This is a genomic window from Bdellovibrio bacteriovorus (assembly GCF_001592745.1).
GTDB classification, from domain to species: domain Bacteria; phylum Bdellovibrionota; class Bdellovibrionia; order Bdellovibrionales; family Bdellovibrionaceae; genus Bdellovibrio; species Bdellovibrio bacteriovorus_B.
The window spans coordinates 490,167-510,909 of sequence record NZ_LUKD01000008.1; the positions used below are offsets into that span (position 1 = coordinate 490,167).

Here is a 20,743-nt window from a genome sequence, read left to right on the forward strand (position 1 = left end):
TTCCTTGTTAAAGTTACGTACAGAACAAAGAACAACAAATTATCTCGTTACCAAAACATATCGGATAAACTGGCCGAAAAGATAAGTGGACTCTTAGAAAATTACAAAATTTTATCGGAATCGTTTTAAACTGAGACACTTATTTGCGCGAAGACTCTTTTATATTAGCCTGGCAGCTTTGCGAAAGCTCATTGAACTTGGCTTTCAAACAAGAAAAGTAGCGACGTTGCTCAGAACAGAACTTTTGAATATCTGAGGAGCAGTCTGCTCTAAATTTATCTTGAACAGCACCGACCTGATTGGCGCAAGCGCGCGATATCTTTTCTTTATTAGATCGCAAACACGCTAATGGATGTTCCGCCATAAAACGATTGCCGGTGCAAAGCTCTTTATAGTCCTCTTCGCAAGCAGGTGTTTTCTTTAAGAGTGTTTTCACCACATCGTCGGGACGAAGTGGTTTGCGCGAGTCATAATTTGGATCGAACTCTTTCGGAGGTATAAGGGCCTCCATACCCAGAGATGTCTGAGTATCATTGCCAGCTAATTTCGCCGCAGGCACGGGAGTTGGCGTCACAGGAGGCGGTGGTGGCGGAACTTGAGCCGTAGGTGACAGCTTGATCATGGTCGAAGTTGGGGCCACGGCCCCTTGTTCTGCACTTTGTTCAACTGGTTTGGGATTTGAAGACGCAAGATTCGGTTGAACCATGCGCACGGTTACTAGAGCCGTTGTCACAGAAACAACCACAGTTCCCAATATAATAAGGAGGACGTTCCGGATATTCATATCATTATAATACTTCGGCTGATCTTCAGAAGAACTAAAGTCGCATATAGAAGAGTTGAAAATCTGTCATTTAAGAAATCCCGGACCGGGGCCGATAATAATATATAGATATTTTGGAGGCAGGTATGGTTTGGTACGTCTTGACGCCTTTACTTACGCTTCTGCTCACAGGTTGCGGAATCGAAGCCAGTCTGGAAAATCTTGCGGGACTCAGTGGTCCAAAACTTCCACCAGGCATCGTATTGCCGGAACGTCCTATTGCGGGCGTTATCACGGATCCATCAAAAGCCGATTTTGAAAATACCGAGGTCTTAGTGGGCTCACATGGTATTTCTGACGGAAGCTCTCAGCTGCTAGTTGTTGTGCGTTTAATGAACTCAGACAACACCGTGGTGCAAGGGTATCGCCCTGATTATTCCGTGACCAAAGGTACTGGCGTTGTGAAAGCAGACTGTAGTTTGAGTGATAGTTATGGAGTTTCTATCTGCGCGATCAAAGCCACAGACTCTGGCGTAAAATCCATTCGCTACGAAAACCTGGCCGATTTCCATCCCGAAAAGGATGTTGTGTTTAATGCTCCCGCAAAAGAAACAACAACCGTCGGCGTTGGTGGCGGTGGGGGCGGCGGAACTCATGAAGCCTCTAACCCCAAAGGCTGGCGTATGACAGCCACAGTGGGAGCACAATACGACAAAGTGATAGCTCAGAAAAACGGCTATAAACTTTTAATGGGACCTGTGGGCGCAACGGTTGAGTAAGCCGCGCCTTAGTTTTTAAGGACCAAGAGTCCGTCTTTTCCTGATGTTGAAATGAAAAGATGGTTTTTGAAATAGACGGGAGAGCCAGAAAACGGGCTCTCCATTTTTATTTCTTGTAAAACCTTCCCCGAATGAAGGTCATGCACGCATAACGCTTTTTCTTCACAAAGAAAGACGGCCACTTCCTGTTGAGTATAACTGATAACAAGAGGACTTGATTGTGCGCGCGATTTGAGTCCCTTGATTTCAGAGGACCAAACGATCTTCCCTGAAGGACCATGTACGACGAAGTTTTTATTAAAACCCGTGACTGCAATCAGAGTTCCGTCTTTATTTATAGAAGGGCAGCTCATCGCCGAGCCGTCTAAAGGCAAACGATATTGCAGAAGACCTGTTGTAGTATTAAGCGAATACAAAAAACCATCCCAGGACGTAAAGTAAGCACTTCCTCCATGAATGGCTGCGGCACATTTAATATCGTCATTGGTTGCAAAAGACCATTTTGGTTTTCCATTTTTTAGGTCATAGGCAACCATCGCGCCGGTGTTAGATCCCATCAAAATCTGAGCGTTAGGAACATCCAGGGTCGGAGATGAATGCGGATGATTTCCAATTAACGGAGACGTCCAAGTCCATTTTCCAGTTTTTGCCTCGAGAGCGAGTAAAAATCCTTCGGGTTCTGGAAGTTCGATCCCCACATAAAGAATTCCATTATGCATAAACGGTGAAGATCCGACGGTTGTGCCTGCCTTTGTGATCCAGCGAAGTTTTCCATTTTCTTTGTTCAGGGCATAGACGTAACCAGCATAATCTCCGATATAGACACTGTCTTTATCCGTCAATGGAGTGGAGTGCATGCCGCGAGGACTGACTCCACTATAAAACTGCCAGCGCAGTCGTCCCTGCCAATCATAAGTTCTTAAAAAACCTGTATCATCAGCAACATAAAATCCCTGTTCATCTGCCGCCGGAGAACTTTTGCTCGCGCGATGAATGCCATTATTAACTTCGGCGACTTGCCACAGAATTTGAAACGGAGTGAAGCCCGAAGCATCCACCTCGTGATGGCCTGACCGGCGGTTGTCGCGGCGATAGGTTGATAAACTTTCTTTTTTGTCTTCTGTACTTAAATCATACTGAAGGACCTCTGCTTGCTTCGGCTCTTTCGACTTCTGAAGGCGAAGACCGCTATCAAGCATCGACCAGGTTTTAAGTTCAGCCCGTGCTAAAAGAACCAGAACGACGATACTGTAAATAGCGAAAACATATTTCATCATAAGATTTCCGCCCAAAGAATTTCAGCTCTGGATTTAGAGCAAACGTCAGGAATGAAAAGGCGTGTTTTAAAAACATCTCCCGTAGTTCTTCTTGAGGAAAGCCAGAAGTCCATTTTTTCCGAGCGGTCTTTACAGACGAGTTGAATCTGCGACAGGAACACCAAAGGATCACACTGCGTTCGTGTTGATGGCGCTTTTACAAAAGGATCGTAAGTTTCCTCTGAAAAGGGGGCGTGGCGAATCAAGAGCGTGTCGCATTCCATTCGGGCATCAAGCATATTTAGCGAAAGAATTCGAGGTGCTCCGCTGGCGGCGGGGTCTCCCGCTAAAAGGCTCGGGACGATTTGCAGAAGCGCCAAAATTAAAATAGGAATCAGCGTGCTCTTTTTTTGCCAAAGACGGGAATCAATAACGGCTTGCCATCTCTCTTTATAAAGAGGGATTAATATGAAAATTCCTAAAAGCAAGAACATGGTCAAGGGATAGAAGTACCCGACGATATGCCATGAAAAGGCATGAAAAAGAATAAATTGGAAAAGGATAAGCCCTCGAATCCATCTTTTTTTGCTAAAAAATCCAAATACAAAAATGCACTCTAAGATAACGGCATAAATAAGACTGATATGTTCAATTGATGACGGAAGAAAGCTAGGCGTGATGAGGGCGGTTCCACTGAGCCATTCCGGATCAAACTTCAAAATGCCGGCACCCCAATAGAAGATCCCAATGAAAAAGGGGATGGTGATGTTTTTTGTCGGAAGAAACAAAAAGGCAAGATGGGTGAAGAATACCATATAGTGATAGTTGCCCATCAAGCCATAAGATAAGCTTGTGAAGTAGACCTTTAAAGCCAGTAACCCCATCAATCCAAAATACGCATATTTCAATCGGCGGAATAAGAAAAGTCCGGCGACTCCCAGTGAAGCCACTGCATACACTTCTAAAAATAAAGAAGCCTGCGCGGTCGAAGAAAAACGTATCACATCGCAAGCAGGGAAAAACGGCCAGCATAATGAAGCTGAAATCGGGGAGGCCTTCGTGACCAGATCCAAAGATCGGTCCATCCAAAAGTACGCGCTCAATAGATGAGTCAGCGCTAATAAAGCACCATAGACTTGCAAGGCGCGGGAGCTTTTTATTTCTTCAAGTTGAGACTGAAAATACCTCATGGGGTCTCCTTCACTTGAAGCTTCCATTTTTGCAGTTTTTCTAAAGAAAGGTGTTTTGCTGTTTCAGAATCCACGGTGCAATTTTGAAATGAACTTGCGACGAAATCGACGCGTCGAAGATCACTTTTAACAAAATGAGTATTAATAAAGACGGCACCTAAAAAGTGTGCTCCATCCATTTTTACATTTTCGAAAGTGACATTCTTTAGGCTGCAGTGGTTGCATTTAAACCCCGAAAGATCCGAGTGCCTAAAGTCCACGTTTTCGAACTCAACCTTCGTAGATCGAGTGCCGGCTAAATTTGTATCTTTCCAAGTCACGTTTTTAAAAGAAACTTGATACCAATTATTGAGAAGAAAAGAGCTGTTGGTAAATTGGGCGTTGATCACTTGAGCCAGACTTAAAGGCTTTTCGCTATAGTCGAAGCTGGGATGAGTTTTTCCACTGAGGGGCGACGCACTCAATGTTAGTCCAGAACTAGATTGCACAGCTGTTAGACTGAAAATGAAGACGGTCCAGAAATTGCGCCAATGTCTCATCATGGAACAATGATACCGATTTTTTAACCAGAAACAATGGAGAATTTTCAGTAGTATCCGATACGTATATATATGCATCATCTGGAACGTCTTGTTTTGCTACTAACAGTACCGCTGTTTCTGGCGAGTTGTATGAACGCCAGTCTAGAGGCTTTTAGTTCTCAGTTGAGAGCGACGGGCACTTTGCAACCTGCGTATAAACCTTCAGACATCGTTCCGATTCGCTGGGCCACGGCTCATGGCACCATGGAACCTGACTACCTAACATTAGAAATGTCCTCCGACGGTGGTTCTACTTGGACCATGATTGAATCGCGACTTGAAAACGACGGGGAATATGACTGGAACATTTCGACACTGACTCCCACAGTTTATAGCGTTCGTTTAACGGCCGTGATTCGCGCGTCGCAAGACATCGTTGAAGTCGGAAGTTTTCTTCTCGACAACCAAGTTCCTGTTGTTGGTGCCGATCAAACAATTGTGGTGACGGAAGATACACCTCAAAGCTTCACTTTGAATGCCCCGACTGAAAACGATCAGTACCGTATTGTCTTTGTCTCTAGTCCCACGCGCGGAACCTTGACGGGCTGTGTGGCAAATTCGAATGTACTCAACTGCCTCTATTCTCCTAATCTCAATAATGAGATTGATGATAGCTTTACATATAAAATAGTCGATCGTGCCGGCAACGAATCGGCCGTAGCGACAGTCACCCTCGATGTAACGCCGGTTAATGATATTCCGGTCATTCAAACTTTGGCTTGTCCAACGACGATTGGCGAAAACTACAACTATTCGTGCACGATCGCGGCGACGGATGTGGATCTTCCAAGTCCTTTGACGCTTACTTATCATCTGGATGGAACAACGACCTGCGGAGGTTGGTTGTCCATTGATGCCAACACGGGCGAAGTCAGTGGAACTCCAGGGGCTGCCGAAGTGGGAACGAACTGTCAGGTTGATGTTTACGCCGAGGACAACGTTGCCGGACAGAGCACTCGTTTCTCATGGAATATTTCGGTCACGAACTCGGCACCTATCATCAATGTTACTGGCGGACCTTACAGTCTTTTAGAAGACGCCGCTTTTGCCGTGATTATTCCAGGGGCAAATGTCTCTTCGATTGAAGAAAGTGGAAGCACTTACAGTTTAGTGACGCCGACGGCTTCTGGCGATCATTGCGTTGATCATGTGGCTTCTCCCGCAGCGTCTAATCTGACGATTGACGCCTCTACGGGCGAAGTGTCTTTCAGACCAGCTCCCGACTATCAAGGTGTCTGTTATATTCGTATTGCCTTAACGGACAGCTTTCCTTCCACGGGTTACACGGAAGTCGCGTTGACAGTAACAAATGTTCAGGATGCGCCGGTCGTTGCTACAAATCTAACTCCATGTTCGGCGTCTGCGACTGAAGACGTGGCTTATTCTTGTACGGTTGCGATCACGGATCCTGATCCAGAAAATCTCACAGTGATTCGTGATGGCTCCGACGATTGCGTTTGGTTGACTGAAACTCCGTCCTCGGATGGCCGAACAGTCACTATCTCGGGAACGCCCGATAATAGCAACGTCGGAGGATGTCAGTTAGAAATACGCGCTACCGATCCGAATGCGGCTTCACATATGCAGTCCTTGGCAATCACTGTTGCGAACGCAGCGCCCACATTGACGATTGCGACACCCGATGTTCTGACCGAAGATGATGCAAGTTTTGCCAGCAGTGTTGTTGAAGTGCTTTCCGATGCTGACGTAAGTTCTTTGGATGAAGGACAAGGCGTATACTCTTTAGTTTATACAGGCCTTTCGGGTACAGCATGTAATGACACCAGTGTCGTTGCAACTCCGGCGTCAGATATTCTGATCAACACCACCACGGGCGCGGTGAGTATCAAACCTCGCGCACATTACTTCGGATCTTGTTTTGCAAAAATTCGCTTTAACGATGGCAACGGTGCTGGAAATTCCATCGTAGATCAAGAAATCGAGATCATTGTGAATCCGGTGAACGATGCTCCGACAATCACGAGTGTTCCCACAACGTGGGAAATTTTACTAGATCCTTCCGGCAATAAAGTCGAAAACGTCCCATTGACTCTCTCAGTGGGGCCGGCAAATGAGAGCGCCCAAACGGCCTCGCTTATTTGTACAAATTCAAATCCGACAAGACTTAACGTGAATTGTTCTGCAACGCGCGTGGGTGACGGCAGTGTCAATATCGTATTAACAGCGACTCCTGGTGTGGATTCATCTGCCGTTGTGACGGTGAAAGTAAAAGATGATGCGGGTGGCACGGATGAATCTACGGTCGCAACAATCAACGTTTCCTTGACCGATGCTGTCGTTCTTGCGCCGATTGCGGTAGATACACTGAACTATGATATTTGGTCCAAAGCCTCCACAGAATATAGTACGGCAGTTGCCAACTCCAGTCGTACTTTCGTTGTGCGTGTGAATCCTGGCGTTAAAGTTTATAGTAATGATCCTCAATATGCTGCAATGGTAACTGGAACTTCTTCAGGTGCATTATCGACGACAGCGCGTGTTCGACTCATCAATCAAGGAAGTATTATTGGCGCTAGTGGTGCAGGCGGTGCATCGGCGGCTTCCGGTGATCCGGGGCCCCTTCGTCAAGGACAAGACGGCGGCACAGCTTTCCAAGTTTACGCTCTTCACGCCAATGTTACGATCATCAACGAAGGCTTCATCTTCGGTGGCGGCGGCGGCGGTGGTCGCGGAGGAACTGATAACAACGACGGTGCTCAAGGACAAGGCGGCGCCGGTGAAGGACCCCTTGCTGCGGCTGTCGCAGGAAGTGCCGGAGCTTCAAGTGGAGGCGTCGGTGGTGGAGCTGCAACCGCAGTCGCTGTTGGGGTTACAGTTCATGACTACATTCCTTCAAATGGTGCTGCGCAAATCAATGCTTCCGCTGGCCAAGGTGGAAGCAGCTGTTTGATCGGATCTGCGTTAGGTAATGACCCGGGGCAGGCTAAATTCGGTCGTGGCGGTTTCGGTGCCGGCTTCGGTGGTGGCGCGGGAACATGTTCTCTCTCATACGGCGGCGGCGGCGGTGGTGGTTACTTCGGTGGCGGCGGTGGATCCGGTGGTCTTTCCGATGTCAGCGACGGGGCAAACGTGAACACCGACGTGAACGGTTATAACGGTGGTAATGGTGGTGCGGCGATTCAAGTGCCGAACTCGGTCGTGAATCCTGGCGACGTGAATATCGTGATTCTTCCTGAAGCAGGATCGCAGATCGCAGGTTGCGTGTGGAATGATATTTCTCAAAGATATCTGACGGGCGTAACAGGGGATAGTGATGTCAACACACGAACACTGACGTTTTCTTCAACCGCTGCACAAAGCGTGAATGCTCCAAGCAGTGTCCGTGTTTGGAATAACGGCCGCGGTAAAGCCTACCGCTAATAAAGCGAATTATAAGTTCAGTTTTCCTAAAGCCTGATCTAAGTTTTTAAAGGTCAGGCTCAATGCTTCTTCGTAAGCCTTCGTGACATCGGCACTTAACTTAAATCCAAAGGGATGTTTCATCTCAAAGCAGCTTGCTGCTTCGGCATTGAGTTTTGCCTTTTGGGGAATCGTCAAATGACTGACGATTTTCACACAGCCTTCTTTAAATTGACCGGTAGAGTAATCTTGGATTGTCAGCACTAAAGAATTAGCACCCGAAGTTTGAACTTTAATATTTTCTCGAGCTAAAGCATCCGTCACGGCACGAGCGACTTCAGCACGTAACTCTGTAGATTGAGTTTTCATTTCTTCAGCGCGGGCATCAATCACGCTGAGCGAAACGGTTCTTTTTGCAAGTCCGCTCATAGGGGACACTTGAATGTTCTCGGCCTTGATTGCCGGAACGTCCTTGATGGTTTTACCCGTCATGGCACAAGAGCTAAGAAATAAACAACCTAAAACAGCTAGGGAAAGTCTCATGATGAATTCCTTCTTTTAGGAATTATTATCGATTAAGACTTTCCCCGAAAGCAACGGAAGATTCTGCGCTTTAACAAAAAAATTACGTCGTAGCGCTGGCACCTCTTTGCGACGAGCGGAACTCGACATCCAAAGTGATGTTCGCTTTTAAAAGTTTCGAAACAGGACAACCGGATTTAGCTTCTTCCGCAATCGTTTGAAACGTCTTAGAATCAATGTCTGGAACTTCGGCGATAAGTTTTAATTTTGAAGAGGTGATTGTGAAACCTTCGCCTTCTTTTTGCACGGTCACAACCGCAGAAGTTTCCAGGCGATCCGCCGTGAACCCCTTTTTCATCAGGGCGCCACTTAAAGCCATTGTGAAACAACCAGCATGGGCCGCCCCAATCAATTCCTCAGGGTTCGTTCCCAACTCGGAGCCGAAACGAGTGTTGAACGTGTAGGGTGTGTTTCTTAACGCCCCACTTTCTGTCGTCAATTCGCCTTTTCCATTTTGAATATTGCCCTTCCATACTGCCGTGGCTTTTCTATCCATAAATTCCTCCTGGTTTTGTCGTATTCTATGTGCCCAATTTCCGGGCGTGAAGACTGTCGTCAAAATACAAAACAGCTTTAATACTTGGAGAAATTCCAAAGTTTTGATCCAATGAAGGCATGAGTCTTGATAAGTTCTTCCAGGGGTTGATACAAAAAGTCGAAGAGTCCGAAGATGTCGTGACGAATGCAGGAAAGGACGCTGAAGGGTTTTACAAGCCCACGCGCACGATTCTGCTTCGCCATTTGAACCTATTAAAGGACTTGCATGCTAAACCCTTGGCAAAGCCGATGGTTCTGGCTTCTTGGAAATATGCAGTTGAACATCTTCCGCCCGAGTGGCTGGTTCCAGATCCCGAAGATCGTGAGGCCCTCAAGAATCTTTTAGGCAGCGGTTGAGCCCGCTGGGAATATGTGTTGAAGCGCAAGTCGTTTGATGACATTCTTCTTTCGTGAATATGCAAAACATCCAAAAAATTTCTGTCGTCGGAAACGCAGGCGGAGGTAAGACCGCGCTCAGTCGTCGTCTTTCAGAAATTCATCATTTGCCTTTAACTCACGTGGACAGCATCCAATTTGTTGCAGGAATGAATATACGTCCGCACAAAGAATCTATTTTATTGCTGACGGAAGTTCAAAATAAAGACTCGTGGATCATCGATGGGTACGGACCATTGGATATCATCGAAAAACGATTTCGCGCTTCAGATCGTGTGATTTTTATCGATTTCCCGATATGGCGTCATTATTGGTGGTGCACGAAACGCCAAATTCAAAATCTTTGGTCGCGCCGAGAGGAATTGCCAGAAGGATGTAACGAAGCGACTTGGGCGCATACAAAAAAACTTTATAAAACCTTGTGGCAAGTGCACACCAAGATGCGGCCCGAGCTTTTAAGAATTTTTGCACGAGAGAATTTAAAAGAAAAAGTGATCTACGTCAGGACTCTCCGTGAGTGGAATGAGATCTTCACCCACGGAGTTTCTTAAGAATTAATCTTCGGAATTGTAAGTCACAGGTACAACCTGAGACTGAGAGTCTTCAAGAACAGTGTCACGAACCGCTCTGTTTTGAGGAGCGTAAAGAACCAGGCTTTCAGCGCCATAACCTTTGACCAAAGAAAGGCTTTGGCTTGTACCGCCAGCAAGTTCGATTTCCTCTGGCAGTTCTGCATAAGCTTGCGCCAAAGAGTTGACAGAAACTTTCTGCCATTTTGTATCTTGGTTTTCCAAATAGTCATCGTACTCGATCACGCCATTATCTTGGTGAGTGGTTGAGACTTTAATATTCAACTCTCCGGTTTCAGCTAAAGCGAGTGCGGAAACATCAGCTTCAATAATCGCTAACGTCGAGTTATCAAACACATACATCGCTTGCTGATCTAAAACCGCTGATGAGTAGTCTTCTTTCGCTTTCTCTGGATTTGCTGCAAAGTCGGCTTCAAACTTTTTACGAAGTTCGCGGGCTTGTGCGCCATCAAGAAGCAAAGTCGCAAATTGCTCGCCAGTCAGACCTGGAACGTCTTCGGCAGGAAGACCTGCAAGCTCCTGATCTGTGACGCCGTCTCCGTCAGCGTCGATTTGCACGTTCACTTCGCAGGTGTTCCAAGTCGTCATGCCTTCAAAAAGCTTGATCGCCACTTGCAATTTTTTGACACCGTCTTTTTCGATAATGCGGTATCCAGCTGATTGCATGTCACAGTTGCGGTTGTGAGCTAAATCGGGCTTTGGATCTTTCTTGCGTGAGTCGGAACCCAACAAGTTAAATAGGTAAGCATAACCTGTGTTGACGCCCTTATTCAGAATTTCAAGCGTCGCCACGCTGCCGGCAGCATCTGCCGCTGAAGTTGCGTGCACCGTCAAAGATTTTACGCTCACTTGCGAAATTTGACGAACCACTGCCAACGCTGGAAGTTTTAACGCCACAGTTTCTGAAGTTTTGAATTTCAAGAAGCCGTCCAATTCATCTGTTTGATTTTGCATCAAAGAGCCGATGATTTTTGCCGTCACAGTGATAGTTTTAGATTCACCCGCAGCCAACGTCACAGAAGGCGCACTCACTTTTAAAGCAGCAGATCCTGACCACTCTGGAGTCAAAGTCAAAGCCGCGTCGCTGATGTTTTTCAAAGTGATCTGACGGCTTAAAGTTTTTTGCTTTTCAACGTCCGTAATTCCCAAAGAAACCGTCGCGGGAATTGAAACCACTTGGGCTTTCAAAGACTCAGCTACTTGCACACGGCCGGCACCTTGGCGGCTGATTGTGTAGGTCTTTTTATTAGCATCAGAAATCACTTTCCCATGACCCAAAAGAACAGATTTCAATTCCGCCGGAGTCAAAGTGTTAAACTTCTGCTTTAGAAGAGCCATCACACCCGCCACATGAGGAGCGGCCATGGATGTTCCCGAGTTTGCAACGCCTTTCGCGCCTAAGCCCATGTCTGCGGAAATAATGTTTGAACCTGGCGATGAGATTTCAGGTTTAATTAGGCCATCTTCAGAACGGGGACCGCGAGAAGAAAACGGGGATGCGGTATCCGCCAACCACGGTTTTTCAATGATAGCTCCAGATTTTAAATCAACGATCACAGAGCCTTTTGCCATTTCGGCTTTTACTGCCGTTGCGCTTTTCTTCGTGATCATAATTCCAGGGATGTCGTAAGAGCCCTCGCCGCCCATAACGATCATCTCGCCATCGGCGTTGTTTGCTACGATCACGGCAATGGCGCCAGCACCGTGAGCTCTTTTGATTTTGTCAGCAAATGCGACAACACCACGATCGATGAGCGCGACTTTGCCTTTGATTTGTGCTTTCGTCGCTTCGTCGAAGTCTTTATCGGCCACGCCTAGAAAGATCAACTCTCCTTTAAGCGCTGGTACATCTGCCAAGGGCTTTGTGATCGCGCCTTCTAGGAATTCTTCTTTCAAAACTCCGCTGGAAGTCGTGAAGGCCGCTGCTGGAAATTGAACGTTTTGATTGGAATCATCAATCACGGAAGCCACGGAGATCGCATCATCAGAAACGCCAGGGGCGCCTACGATGTAGCTCTTATCTCCGTTGTTACCTGCTGCTGCGACTACAACTGTGCCACCAAGAACCGTATTTTTGATCGCATGATTGTACATGATGTGGGGGTTGCCATAACCGCTTCCCAAAGAAAGGTTCACAACGTCCAATTGATCATCGAAATTCAAATCTCCGTTAGGATCAACAGAGTATTCCAAAGCCGCAATGACGACTTCATCGCTGGTTGAACCTTTCGCTCCGAAAACTTTGATCGCATAAAGGTCCGCTTCAGGAGCAACGCCACTGTAAGTGTTTACATTATCACCGATCCCCGCGACAGTTCCCGCAACATGGGTTCCGTGACCACCTTCATCCAACGGATTGACGTCGGGACGAGGAATGCGTTTTTCATAGTTAGGAGAGCCAGAGTTGTATTCCGTTCCGACAAGGTCGATGCCGCCGACAACTTTTTTATTTGGGAATCCGGCATTGGCCACGGAAGGATTGTTTGCTTTATAGGCTTCTTCTGTTCCTTCACCCAAGAACATAGCGTGAGTATAGTCGATGCCGGTGTCAATGATGCCGACCTTCATGCCTTGACCGCGAATGTTCAGCGCGTGAGCGGCTTCACTGCCAATGAATTTAACAGAAGTGTTCGTTCCCAAGCGGCCCGCGACCTCAGTGGCTTGAATAATAGGACGAGAAAAATGACCTGATTTTTCCGTCATGACGACGTTAGGCAAAGACTTGATCGCATCAAAGGCTTTCGCAGGTGCCCAGATCGCAACACCGTTTAAAACAAGTCGGTAGCGAATAAGAACTCGAATGTCTGGAGAAATTGCGGCAAGTTCTTCGATAGTCGCTTTCTGTTCGGCTTCAATGGCCGCCAAAAGTCTTTTGTCAATTTGCAGTTTTCCATCCTTACGCTGAGCGGATTCAAGAAGCGCAGGATTTTGGAGTTTTAGGATGGCAATAAAAGGCTCTTCCACTTGTGGGCGAGTTGAGTAAAGTCCATCCAAAAATCCGTTATTAGAAATTTCTCCCGGAGCCGTTTTGGAGGCCGTACAACCCGCAATCCCCAATGAAAGAAGAAGCGTGATTAAAGACGATCTAGCTGCAAATGACTGAAGTTTCATGATTTCCCCCTGGCGACCGAAGGGCCATTTCGACCCCAAAAGGGCGGCATTCGGTCAGCCAAGCGGATATATCCAATAACCGTGCCGAAAGATACAAAAAAGCGAACCCGATTTTGAGGTCAGAACGGCTCTGGTTTCTAGAAATGATTGTTCCATACCTGGAACAATCTGTCCTTATTGTGTCCCGAACCCACAGTCAGTGAGGAGTGCTATATTGTACGTTAACGAAAGGATGTCCTTATGAAAAAACTTCTCTTCTCTCAGACTACAGAACAGCGTCATTGGGTGGGTGATGGATTTCCGGTTCGTTCAATCTTCTCCTACAATGACCGCGCAAAAGAAATGTCACCATTTCTTTTGATGGACTATGCAGGCCCTGCAAATTTTCCGGCATCTTCCAGTAAAGAACGTCGCGGTGTCGGCGAACACCCTCATCGCGGTTTTGAAACGGTCACAATAGTTTACGACGGTCAGGTGGAACATCGTGATTCAGCAGGTGGCGGCGGAATTATCGGCCCCGGCGATGTGCAATGGATGACAGCGGCTTCTGGATTGGTGCATGAAGAATTTCATGGTCCCGACTTCGCGAAACAAGGTGGACGCTTTGAAATGGTTCAGCTTTGGGTGAACCTGCCTCGTGCTTACAAAATGTCTTCTCCTCGTTACCAAGGAATTGTCTCAAAAAACATTCCTTCGGTGGAGTTGGCGGATGGGGCCGGGGTTGCGCGAATCATCGCTGGAAATTTTGACGGGCATAAAGGCCCTGCTATGACGTTTACATCGATCAATCTTTGGGATCTTAGATTGAAAGCAGGGCATACGACAGAATTCAAAGTGCCTGCAGGACACACGGCTTCGGTCTTTGTCCTTAGCGGGAAAGTGCGTTTAGGAACAGGTGAGGTTTTGCAAGAAGCCTCGCTAGCCGCTCTTGATCCGGTTGGAGATGTTTTCTCTTTAGCCGTGGAAAGTGACGCGAAGGTTCTTTTCATGGGTGGTGAAGCCATTCATGAACCCGTTGTCGGTTACGGACCTTTTGTGATGAACTCGAAAGCCGAGATCATGCAAGCTATCACCGATTATCAACTAGGTCGCATGGGTCAGTTGGCTCAAGAAGTTGTACGATAAATTTATATAGAGCGTTTCAGGGAACGTTTTGGACGGCCCGAGGATTCTTTGAGTCCTCGGGTTTTTTCTTTTAAGCGCATTGGTTGAGTTTGAAGCTCCGGACAGTGTCGAAAGATTTTACGCCGGGTCACCTTTTTCTAAGATAAAAACCCATGCTAGAGCTCTCGCGGGTTTGCGGGTAAAGTCCCTCTACCTATTGGGGGCTCTATGCGTAACTTCGCGATATTTGTTTTTCTTCTTATAGCATCATCATCGGCCTTTGCAGATTTGGCGGAAAGTTTTGAAAAGATCAAGTCTCATGCGCGCCATTATCGTGATCCCGGTGCTGTGTGTGAAGAAGTGGCGCAAATCGAATTCTCAGAGCTTTATCCTGTGCCTCAATACGAAGTGATTGTCGGTGTTGCTTACAACGTCAAAGGCCGCACGGTGGGCGAGCTTGATATGGTTTTGATGGATAAGAACACGCAGAAAGTGGCGATGGTCGGTGAAGTGAAATGCTACACGGATCTCAAAAACGGTCTTAAGAAAGCCAAGCAACAAAGAAAACGCTTCTTGACGGTGTTAGGCTCGGGGCAAAAAATCGACTTCGTGAATACTTCGAGTGGAGAAAAATACGATTACGAACAATTCCAGTACGTGACTCAATTTATTTCTGTCTCTCAAAAAGGCGGTAAAGCTGTCGGTTTTGATTACGAGCTTGAGCACACTTTGGACGAAATGTCTCAGTTGCGCGATCAAGTGATTCACTGTCAAAAAGACGGTCTTTGCCCTCGTCCTCAATAAAATTATTTAAGCTTTTGAAACTCACTTGTCAGTACGTCTCTAAACCATTGCTTCAGAGGATCCTTGTGCGTGATACCATGCCAGATCATTTGAAGCGTGATTTTAGGCATCTCCACAGGTGGTTTTTGAATGTGGATCGGAAAGTATTCTTTGTATTTTTCTAATAACACTGTGGGCGCCGTGAGTACGATGTCTGTGTTTGCTAGCGTCCATGCGAGTCCGGTAAAACTGTACGAACCCAGGACTATGTTTCGTTCTTGAATTTTAGTGCCGACTTTTCTTTTCAATCCGTCTTTAAAATCCCCCTGAAGAGTGATCAAAGCATGATCGCATTGATAAAACTGAGACGGCGAAAGCTCTCCGCGAATAAATCCGTGGCCTTTTCTGAAGGCTGTTGAAAATCCGCCTTCCCAGAGTTTTTTTTGATAAAAGCCTTCGGGCAGATCTTTATAAAATCCAGCAATGGCAAAGTCGTAAGTCCCTCTTTCCAAATCTTTGACGGGGAGTTCTCCGCCGGTGGGCCTGATGGAGATTTGCAGGAGGGGAGCTTCTTTTTTCAAGCGTTTCAACAAAGCAGGCATGATCATCACCTCTACGAGGTCCGTTGTGGCGATGGTGATGCGTCCTTTCGCTTTGACAGGATCAAAGCGTTCTAATTTTTGCGAAAGATCCCGAGCTTGTTTTACGAATTCCTCGACGGACGGCCGTAATTTTTTTGCTGTCTCGGTTGCTGCCATGCCTTTAGAGACTCTAACGAACAAAGCGTCATCAAAATGGGCGCGAAGTCTTGCAAGCGCGTGACTGACGGCAGACTGACTCATATGAAGTTCTTTAGCTGTTTGTGAAACATTCAGCGTTCGGTAAAGGCTTTCGGCAATAAAGAACAAATTGGTGTCTAGGTTTGGTTTCATAAAACTCCCTAGTATGAATATATCAGATAGCTAATATGAAAGCTATGAATTGGATTTATATAGAGTCTGAAGGCATTATATGTGTATCGGAGGCTTTATGAGCTATATCGCTTTACTTGCATTCATTTTTAATTTTCAGACAGCAGAGGCTGCCACAAAAGGAGACGCCGTTATGAAAAAGGCTCTTATCGTTATTACGAATCATGATCAAAAAGGTGACACGAAACAACAAACCGGATGGTTTCTATCAGAGGTAACACATATTTATTATCCCCTGGTGGCAGCGGGATATAAAGTCGATTTCGCAAGTCCTCGAGGTGGTGTCGCCCCTATGGATGAATCAAGCCGCGACCTCAAAGATGCAGATAACAAACGCTTCGTTGAAAACAAAGAGCTGATGGCTCAAACACAGAATACACTGGCATTAGCCAACGTAAATCCTAAGGACTATCAAATCGTTCACTTTGCCGGGGGCCATGGTGCTATGTGGGATTTCCCTGGAAACGAGGCGGTCAATAAGGTGGCAGCGGGAGTTTATGACAACGGCGGGATTGTCGCAGCAGTCTGCCATGGGCCTGCAGCTTTAGTGGATGTCAAGTTGGCGAATGGGAAGTACCTCGTGGAGGGAAAAGATGTCAGTGCCTTTACGGATGCGGAAGAAGCCGAAGTGGGGCTAGCGAAAACGGTTCCGTTTTTACTTGAGTCGAAGCTGCGCAGTCGTGGGGCGAAGATGCATCCCGCGAAGAACTGGTCGGATCAAAGCAGTGTTTCTGAAAGATTGGTAACCGGTCAGAATCCTCAGTCTGGTCACAGTGTTGCTAAGAAGATTGTCGAATTAGCAAAAACTCTGAAGTAAGAAAAAAAAGCCCGCCTAAAAAGCGGGCTTTTTAATTTACTATTTTTGTAAAAGTTCTTCTAACTTATCAAAAGATCCTGTCCAGCCCATGGTCATACTTGGTTTGTGCTGAACAAAGATGGCTATCTCTTCCGGAGTGGCGTTCTGCGGTTCCCACGTTACTGTCACACGAGTTTCCTCAGGTCCCTCTTCCGCCAACTGAATTGTCGTAAGCATGATTTGTGGCCATACCGGCAAAGCGGGGTGGTGAGATCTATTTTCTTTTTCATCCACAAAAGCTGTCGTGTAAACGATGCGATGAGGTTTCTCGATCTCAAGATACTTGATGTGGTTGTACATCTTGATATCTCCATTGGTCATCATGCTAAAAGTTGTAGAGCCCGGCTTGATTTCTGATCGAATGTACTCCATCGAAAATCCTGTCGGCGCCAACCATTTTGAAAAGTGTTGAGGATTCGTCCACATCTCAAACATGGTGTTGATGTCGGTTTCGAACGTGCGATTGATAACGAACTTTTCTTTGTGATCGATCTCGTCAGAAAGATATTCTGCCAAGCGGTCCCAAGTGGAATTTCCGCTCGCCTGTTTAATAAACTTGCGAGTTTGCTCTGCCGCTTCTGGTGTAGGCAGTGTCATCGTCATATCCATTTTCGTCTTGCCATTATTCAGTTCTGAAAAAAGAACGGTCACGCGAAAGAGGGGAGGGCGATCATCATTGCCTCCATGGTCATAAACGAGCTTCGCGTGTTTTTCCACCTCGTGATAGAGGGTTTTATTTTCCCAGTTCGTGCCATCAGGTCCGTGCATGGTGTAGGCCCAGTGCCCGCCCGGTTTTAAATCTTTACTGTGTGTCGTGATCGTGAAGCCTCGAGGGCCCCACCATTTCGCGACTTTTTTGGGATCTGTCCATGCATCCCACACCAATTTTACGGGAGCGTCATAGATGCGGATGATTTTAAGTTCGTTGGATTTATTTTTTGCGCCCATTTTTCTTTCCTTTCGATTTCTTTTTAGCCGTTACCGATTTTAAGTATTCATCTAAGCGATCAAAACTTTCTTCCCAGAAGACACGGTACTGTTCCATCCAGTCGGAGGCGGTCTTCAAGGCTTCGCCATTCAATTTGCAAGGGCGGTACTGAGCCTCTTTGGATTTTGTGATCAGACCTGCTTTTTCTAAAACCTTTAAGTGCTTCGTGATCGCAGGCAGACTCATCTCTTTTAAAAAAGGTTCTGCGAGATCGGATACGTTCGCTTCGCCTTTTGATAGACGAGCAAGCATCGCTCGCCGTGTGGGATCCGCAAGGGCCGAGAATGTTTGACTGAGTTGATCTTGCATAATTTACCTTTCGGTTAATTAACTAATAAGTTAAATATAATCGCAACATAATACTTTGTCAATGGGGGCCTAAGCATTCGAAATAAAACGGAATTTCATGGATTAACAGCATTGTAACGAAGTCCCGAACTGGCGCGTGCTCTTTCAAGATTCGGTCAAAGAAATCGCGAGTCGCTCTTCAGTTCGATAAAAACTGTGTCGAGAAGTAGGGGGTTCTAAACAACTAACAAGGTGAACATATGATGAAATGCGGTACGTTTAGTGTCATAGCGGTTTCTCTATTAACAGCTTTTTTAGTCGGCTGTAATGCGCCTGAAAGTGACGACAGTGGTTCAACGGCTCCAGACCTCAGTGTCTCTTGGCTATCTGGAAAAGCCTTTGAAACAGCCTGCTTAGCCGGGAACGACCCCGTGACGGGCGCAGATCATTATCAAGCGCAGATTGAATTTGATGGGACAGATTTTAATTATACCGAGCTTTGGTATACGGGTACGTGTACAGGTGCTAACTACACCGTCGTGTACTTAACGGGAGGAACCGTTGCTATTTCGGGATCGGGAACTACACGCAATATCGACTTCCAACTTGATGATCTCTTTATCATGCCTATGGTGACGGCAGCGCAGACAGCTTACAATAGTGACTGTGGAGGATCCAGTCCCTGGGCTGGCAATGCTGCTAACGGCAACAACGGTGTCGCGGAATCCGCCTTCATGATGACGTGTATGAACAAAGACTTTCCAAGTCTCGCGAACAAAACAGTGTCTAACATTATCAGTTTATCAGGCACGAGTCTGACTGTGGGCTTGGGCGATTCAGGAATGCCGGGAGTTCTTTCCGGTGGAACTGTTCCCGCATCAGCGACGGTGCAGTTGGTTCTTCAGTAAATAGTTTCAATCCATTTTAAATTCCGAATAACCACTGAATAGGTTTGAAAAAGTGGTGTTGTTCGTGGATGCAGTAAACCAAAAGCCGCTAGAGATAGCGGTTTTTTTTGTATCAGTTCACTGCCACGGTGGCAGTGAAGCAATCAATAGTTCAGGCTTATTCTGCTTTTTCGGCGCCTGCAGGCTCTTAGTAAGTAAAGCGGCCCACTGTCATTGAAAAAGATGGGCAGTTTCGTCTTCATTCGAAGGCCAAGGCATAGCAAAAATGATTTAAGTATTACGGAACGCAAAAATCTTCTCTGAAGGCGACCTTACGTACGGAACTTAAGGGAATATCCACGACTCCTTCGAGTACGGGTTCTCCCGCACTTGTAGAGTTTAGGACTGATTTCGGACGCAGGCTGTAATAGATACGAAGGCTGGTCTCTGGATTGACTGCGGAGTTTCCACAGGCAGACCCAATACATGAAAATGAAGTGACCGCTTCATACTCACAATTTTTTTTACAGTAACGTCCTGTAGTATCGTAGACTCTTTTGCCACTGATGAGGACATCCCGTTCATCATACAGTGAAAAGGGCTTTATAACATTCGGAGCGCAGTTCTTTTTACCGCAAACACAGTGAGCAATCGCCTTATTTAAACGCACAGATCTAAAAAGAGACCTAGCATTAGCTGCGTTGGACACGACGATTTTTTCGAGGCCTCGTATATGTTCAATTTTGGAACTTCCCTGAGCGAAACCTGGGATCACAAACATCGTCGTCAATAAAAGTTTTTGAAAGAGGCTGATTCGGATCATTTCAACTTATCGGAGAATATGTCCAAATCTTAATGTCACTTCAAAAATAGGTGTTCTGAAGAATGTAGAACGACGAGCTAATCGGAAAGACTGACAGTCTCGACCTTTTTAGTCATGGGAGTGAATCCGATGTTAAGAACGTACACCTCGTCTTTCGGAACGTTGAGGCGGCTTAAATACTCGTGACATTCCTGTACGAATTCGACGGCCTTGGTTTGTATGTAATCCATGTCTTCGCTAGAGCAGGCAATGACCATATTGCTCCAAAAGCGCTCATGTGGAGGCCGCTTTGTGAAAGAGTCTTGGGCTTTCTGTAAATACTCTGTAGCCGTCTTTATCATGATAGTGCGGCTTGTTTCGTCGGCGACTTTAATACAGTTTTTATTTGTAGAGATGATTTTGTTGAACTGATTTCTCTTAAGCTCATTAATGTTAAGAAGGTCGTTCAGGGCTTTTTGCGCTTCCTCCGGCGATATTCCTATGCGTGCGGAGATCCACTCGGCATTATCATTAAAATCTTCTGTCGAGGTTAATTCGAGAATAACATAGTGATACCACGAAGAAGCTATGGACGTCAGCTCGTTCGTGGCCACGCAAAAATTAGAGAAGGGTGGCAGCGGGCTTTCTAATATCTCCAAAAAATCAGCATCGCCTTCAAGGGCGATCTTTAGTTTCGCGATCGTCTTTTTGGAAAGTTTTCTTTTGCCACGCAACGTCTCGTTGAGTGTCGATGCCGACAATCCTATTTTAGTGGCAAAGGCCCGTTGTGAAAATCGTGGATTTTTTTTCTTTTTGTTTTCGATGACCTGAACCAGATATTCTTTGATGTCGTACTGCAAGAGTTGTTTCCACTTACTCATTCTGTGTCTCCCAAGATGCCCACACCAAAATTCTTATA

The 20,743-nt window shown here is 46.3% G+C and carries 20 protein-coding genes; 8 read left to right on the plus strand and 12 right to left on the minus strand.

The genetic code is table 11. From position 1 onward, the window contains the following. Positions 1 to 139 precede the first annotated feature (139 nt). On the minus strand, positions 140 to 784 hold the full coding sequence (locus AZI87_RS16935) for a hypothetical protein (protein ID WP_063209435.1): 645 nt from the start codon (positions 782 to 784) through the stop codon (positions 140 to 142). A gap of 125 nt (positions 785 to 909) precedes the next feature. On the opposite strand from AZI87_RS16935, the gene AZI87_RS16940 reads away from it, so the two are divergent. After that, the gene (locus tag AZI87_RS16940; RefSeq protein ID WP_063209437.1) at positions 910 to 1,542 is read left to right on the plus strand and encodes a hypothetical protein; all 633 of its coding nucleotides are present in this window, start codon (positions 910 to 912) and stop codon (positions 1,540 to 1,542) included. 8 nt (positions 1,543 to 1,550) lie between these two features. On the opposite strand, the gene AZI87_RS16945 is transcribed toward AZI87_RS16940, so the two are convergent. Genes AZI87_RS16945 through AZI87_RS16955 form a run of 3 tightly spaced genes read right to left on the minus strand, consistent with a single transcriptional unit; the run spans position 1,551 to position 4,530 of the window. Continuing rightward, complete coding sequence (locus AZI87_RS16945; protein WP_063209439.1) at positions 1,551 to 2,819, minus strand: outer membrane protein assembly factor BamB family protein; 1,269 nt, start codon at positions 2,817 to 2,819, stop codon at positions 1,551 to 1,553. Further along, the gene (locus AZI87_RS16950) at positions 2,816 to 3,988 is read right to left on the minus strand and encodes a hypothetical protein (protein WP_063209441.1); all 1,173 of its coding nucleotides are present in this window, start codon (positions 3,986 to 3,988) and stop codon (positions 2,816 to 2,818) included. Before AZI87_RS16950 ends, AZI87_RS16945 begins: the two co-directional genes overlap by 4 nt. Continuing rightward, positions 3,985 to 4,530, minus strand: coding sequence for a pentapeptide repeat-containing protein (locus tag AZI87_RS16955; protein ID WP_081112265.1), 546 nt, complete (start codon positions 4,528 to 4,530; stop codon positions 3,985 to 3,987). The genes AZI87_RS16950 and AZI87_RS16955 overlap by 4 nt, the downstream gene beginning before the upstream one ends. Before the next feature lie 129 nt (positions 4,531 to 4,659). Here AZI87_RS16955 and AZI87_RS16960 point away from each other — a divergent pair, with 129 nt between their 5' ends. After that, entirely contained in the window at positions 4,660 to 7,950 is a 3,291-nt protein-coding gene (locus tag AZI87_RS16960) for an Ig-like domain-containing protein (protein WP_155722606.1), read from the plus strand. Between the two features lie 9 nt (positions 7,951 to 7,959). On the opposite strand, the gene AZI87_RS16965 is transcribed toward AZI87_RS16960, so the two are convergent. Together AZI87_RS16965 and AZI87_RS16970 are read right to left on the minus strand one after the other, a co-directional pair. Continuing rightward, positions 7,960 to 8,472, minus strand: coding sequence for a hypothetical protein (locus tag AZI87_RS16965; RefSeq protein WP_063209447.1), 513 nt, complete (start codon positions 8,470 to 8,472; stop codon positions 7,960 to 7,962). Between the two features lie 82 nt (positions 8,473 to 8,554). Beyond that, positions 8,555 to 9,007: an OsmC family protein gene (locus AZI87_RS16970; RefSeq protein ID WP_063209449.1), complete on the minus strand. Its 453-nt coding sequence runs from the start codon at positions 9,005 to 9,007 to the stop codon at positions 8,555 to 8,557. A 119-nt stretch (positions 9,008 to 9,126) separates the two neighbouring features. On the opposite strand from AZI87_RS16970, the gene AZI87_RS16975 reads away from it, so the two are divergent. Beyond that, positions 9,127 to 9,405, plus strand: a complete 279-nt coding sequence (locus AZI87_RS16975) for a hypothetical protein (protein WP_063209451.1) — start codon at positions 9,127 to 9,129, stop codon at positions 9,403 to 9,405. Positions 9,406 to 9,458: 53 nt separating this feature from the next. Next, a complete protein-coding gene (locus AZI87_RS16980) occupies positions 9,459 to 9,995 on the plus strand; it encodes a hypothetical protein (protein ID WP_155722607.1) in 537 nt (178 codons plus the stop codon). Positions 9,996 to 9,998: 3 nt separating this feature from the next. On the opposite strand, the gene AZI87_RS16985 is transcribed toward AZI87_RS16980, so the two are convergent. Continuing rightward, on the minus strand, positions 9,999 to 13,145 hold the full coding sequence (locus AZI87_RS16985; protein WP_063209455.1) for a S8 family serine peptidase: 3,147 nt from the start codon (positions 13,143 to 13,145) through the stop codon (positions 9,999 to 10,001). Positions 13,146 to 13,385: 240 nt separating this feature from the next. Here AZI87_RS16985 and AZI87_RS16990 point away from each other — a divergent pair, with 240 nt between their 5' ends. Beyond that, entirely contained in the window at positions 13,386 to 14,270 is an 885-nt protein-coding gene (locus tag AZI87_RS16990) for a pirin family protein (RefSeq protein WP_063209457.1), read from the plus strand. Between the two features lie 207 nt (positions 14,271 to 14,477). Next, positions 14,478 to 15,053: a hypothetical protein gene (locus AZI87_RS16995; RefSeq protein WP_063209458.1), complete on the plus strand. Its 576-nt coding sequence runs from the start codon at positions 14,478 to 14,480 to the stop codon at positions 15,051 to 15,053. Positions 15,054 to 15,055: 2 nt separating this feature from the next. Here the strand turns inward: AZI87_RS16995 and AZI87_RS17000 are convergent, their stop codons facing one another. Further along, positions 15,056 to 15,964: a LysR family transcriptional regulator gene (locus AZI87_RS17000; RefSeq protein WP_063209460.1), complete on the minus strand. Its 909-nt coding sequence runs from the start codon at positions 15,962 to 15,964 to the stop codon at positions 15,056 to 15,058. A gap of 172 nt (positions 15,965 to 16,136) precedes the next feature. On the opposite strand from AZI87_RS17000, the gene AZI87_RS17005 reads away from it, so the two are divergent. After that, entirely contained in the window at positions 16,137 to 16,820 is a 684-nt protein-coding gene (locus AZI87_RS17005) for a type 1 glutamine amidotransferase domain-containing protein (RefSeq protein WP_063209655.1), read from the plus strand. 39 nt (positions 16,821 to 16,859) lie between these two features. Here AZI87_RS17005 and AZI87_RS17010 read toward each other — a convergent pair whose 3' ends face one another. Beyond that, entirely contained in the window at positions 16,860 to 17,807 is a 948-nt protein-coding gene (locus tag AZI87_RS17010) for an SRPBCC family protein (protein ID WP_063209463.1), read from the minus strand. Then, a complete protein-coding gene (locus AZI87_RS17015) occupies positions 17,791 to 18,156 on the minus strand; it encodes an ArsR/SmtB family transcription factor (RefSeq protein WP_063209465.1) in 366 nt (121 codons plus the stop codon). Before AZI87_RS17015 ends, AZI87_RS17010 begins: the two co-directional genes overlap by 17 nt. Positions 18,157 to 18,395: 239 nt before the next feature. On the opposite strand from AZI87_RS17015, the gene AZI87_RS17020 reads away from it, so the two are divergent. Continuing rightward, a complete protein-coding gene (locus tag AZI87_RS17020) occupies positions 18,396 to 19,043 on the plus strand; it encodes a hypothetical protein (RefSeq protein ID WP_063209467.1) in 648 nt (215 codons plus the stop codon). Positions 19,044 to 19,320: 277 nt separating this feature from the next. On the opposite strand, the gene AZI87_RS17025 is transcribed toward AZI87_RS17020, so the two are convergent. Together AZI87_RS17025 and AZI87_RS17030 are read right to left on the minus strand one after the other, a co-directional pair. Continuing rightward, positions 19,321 to 19,845 (minus strand): hypothetical protein, encoded by a 525-nt coding sequence (locus tag AZI87_RS17025; protein ID WP_063209469.1) that lies wholly within the window; start codon positions 19,843 to 19,845, stop codon positions 19,321 to 19,323. Between the two features lie 77 nt (positions 19,846 to 19,922). Next, a complete protein-coding gene (locus tag AZI87_RS17030) occupies positions 19,923 to 20,705 on the minus strand; it encodes a TIGR02147 family protein (RefSeq protein ID WP_063209471.1) in 783 nt (260 codons plus the stop codon). Positions 20,706 to 20,743: the final 38 nt, after the last annotated feature.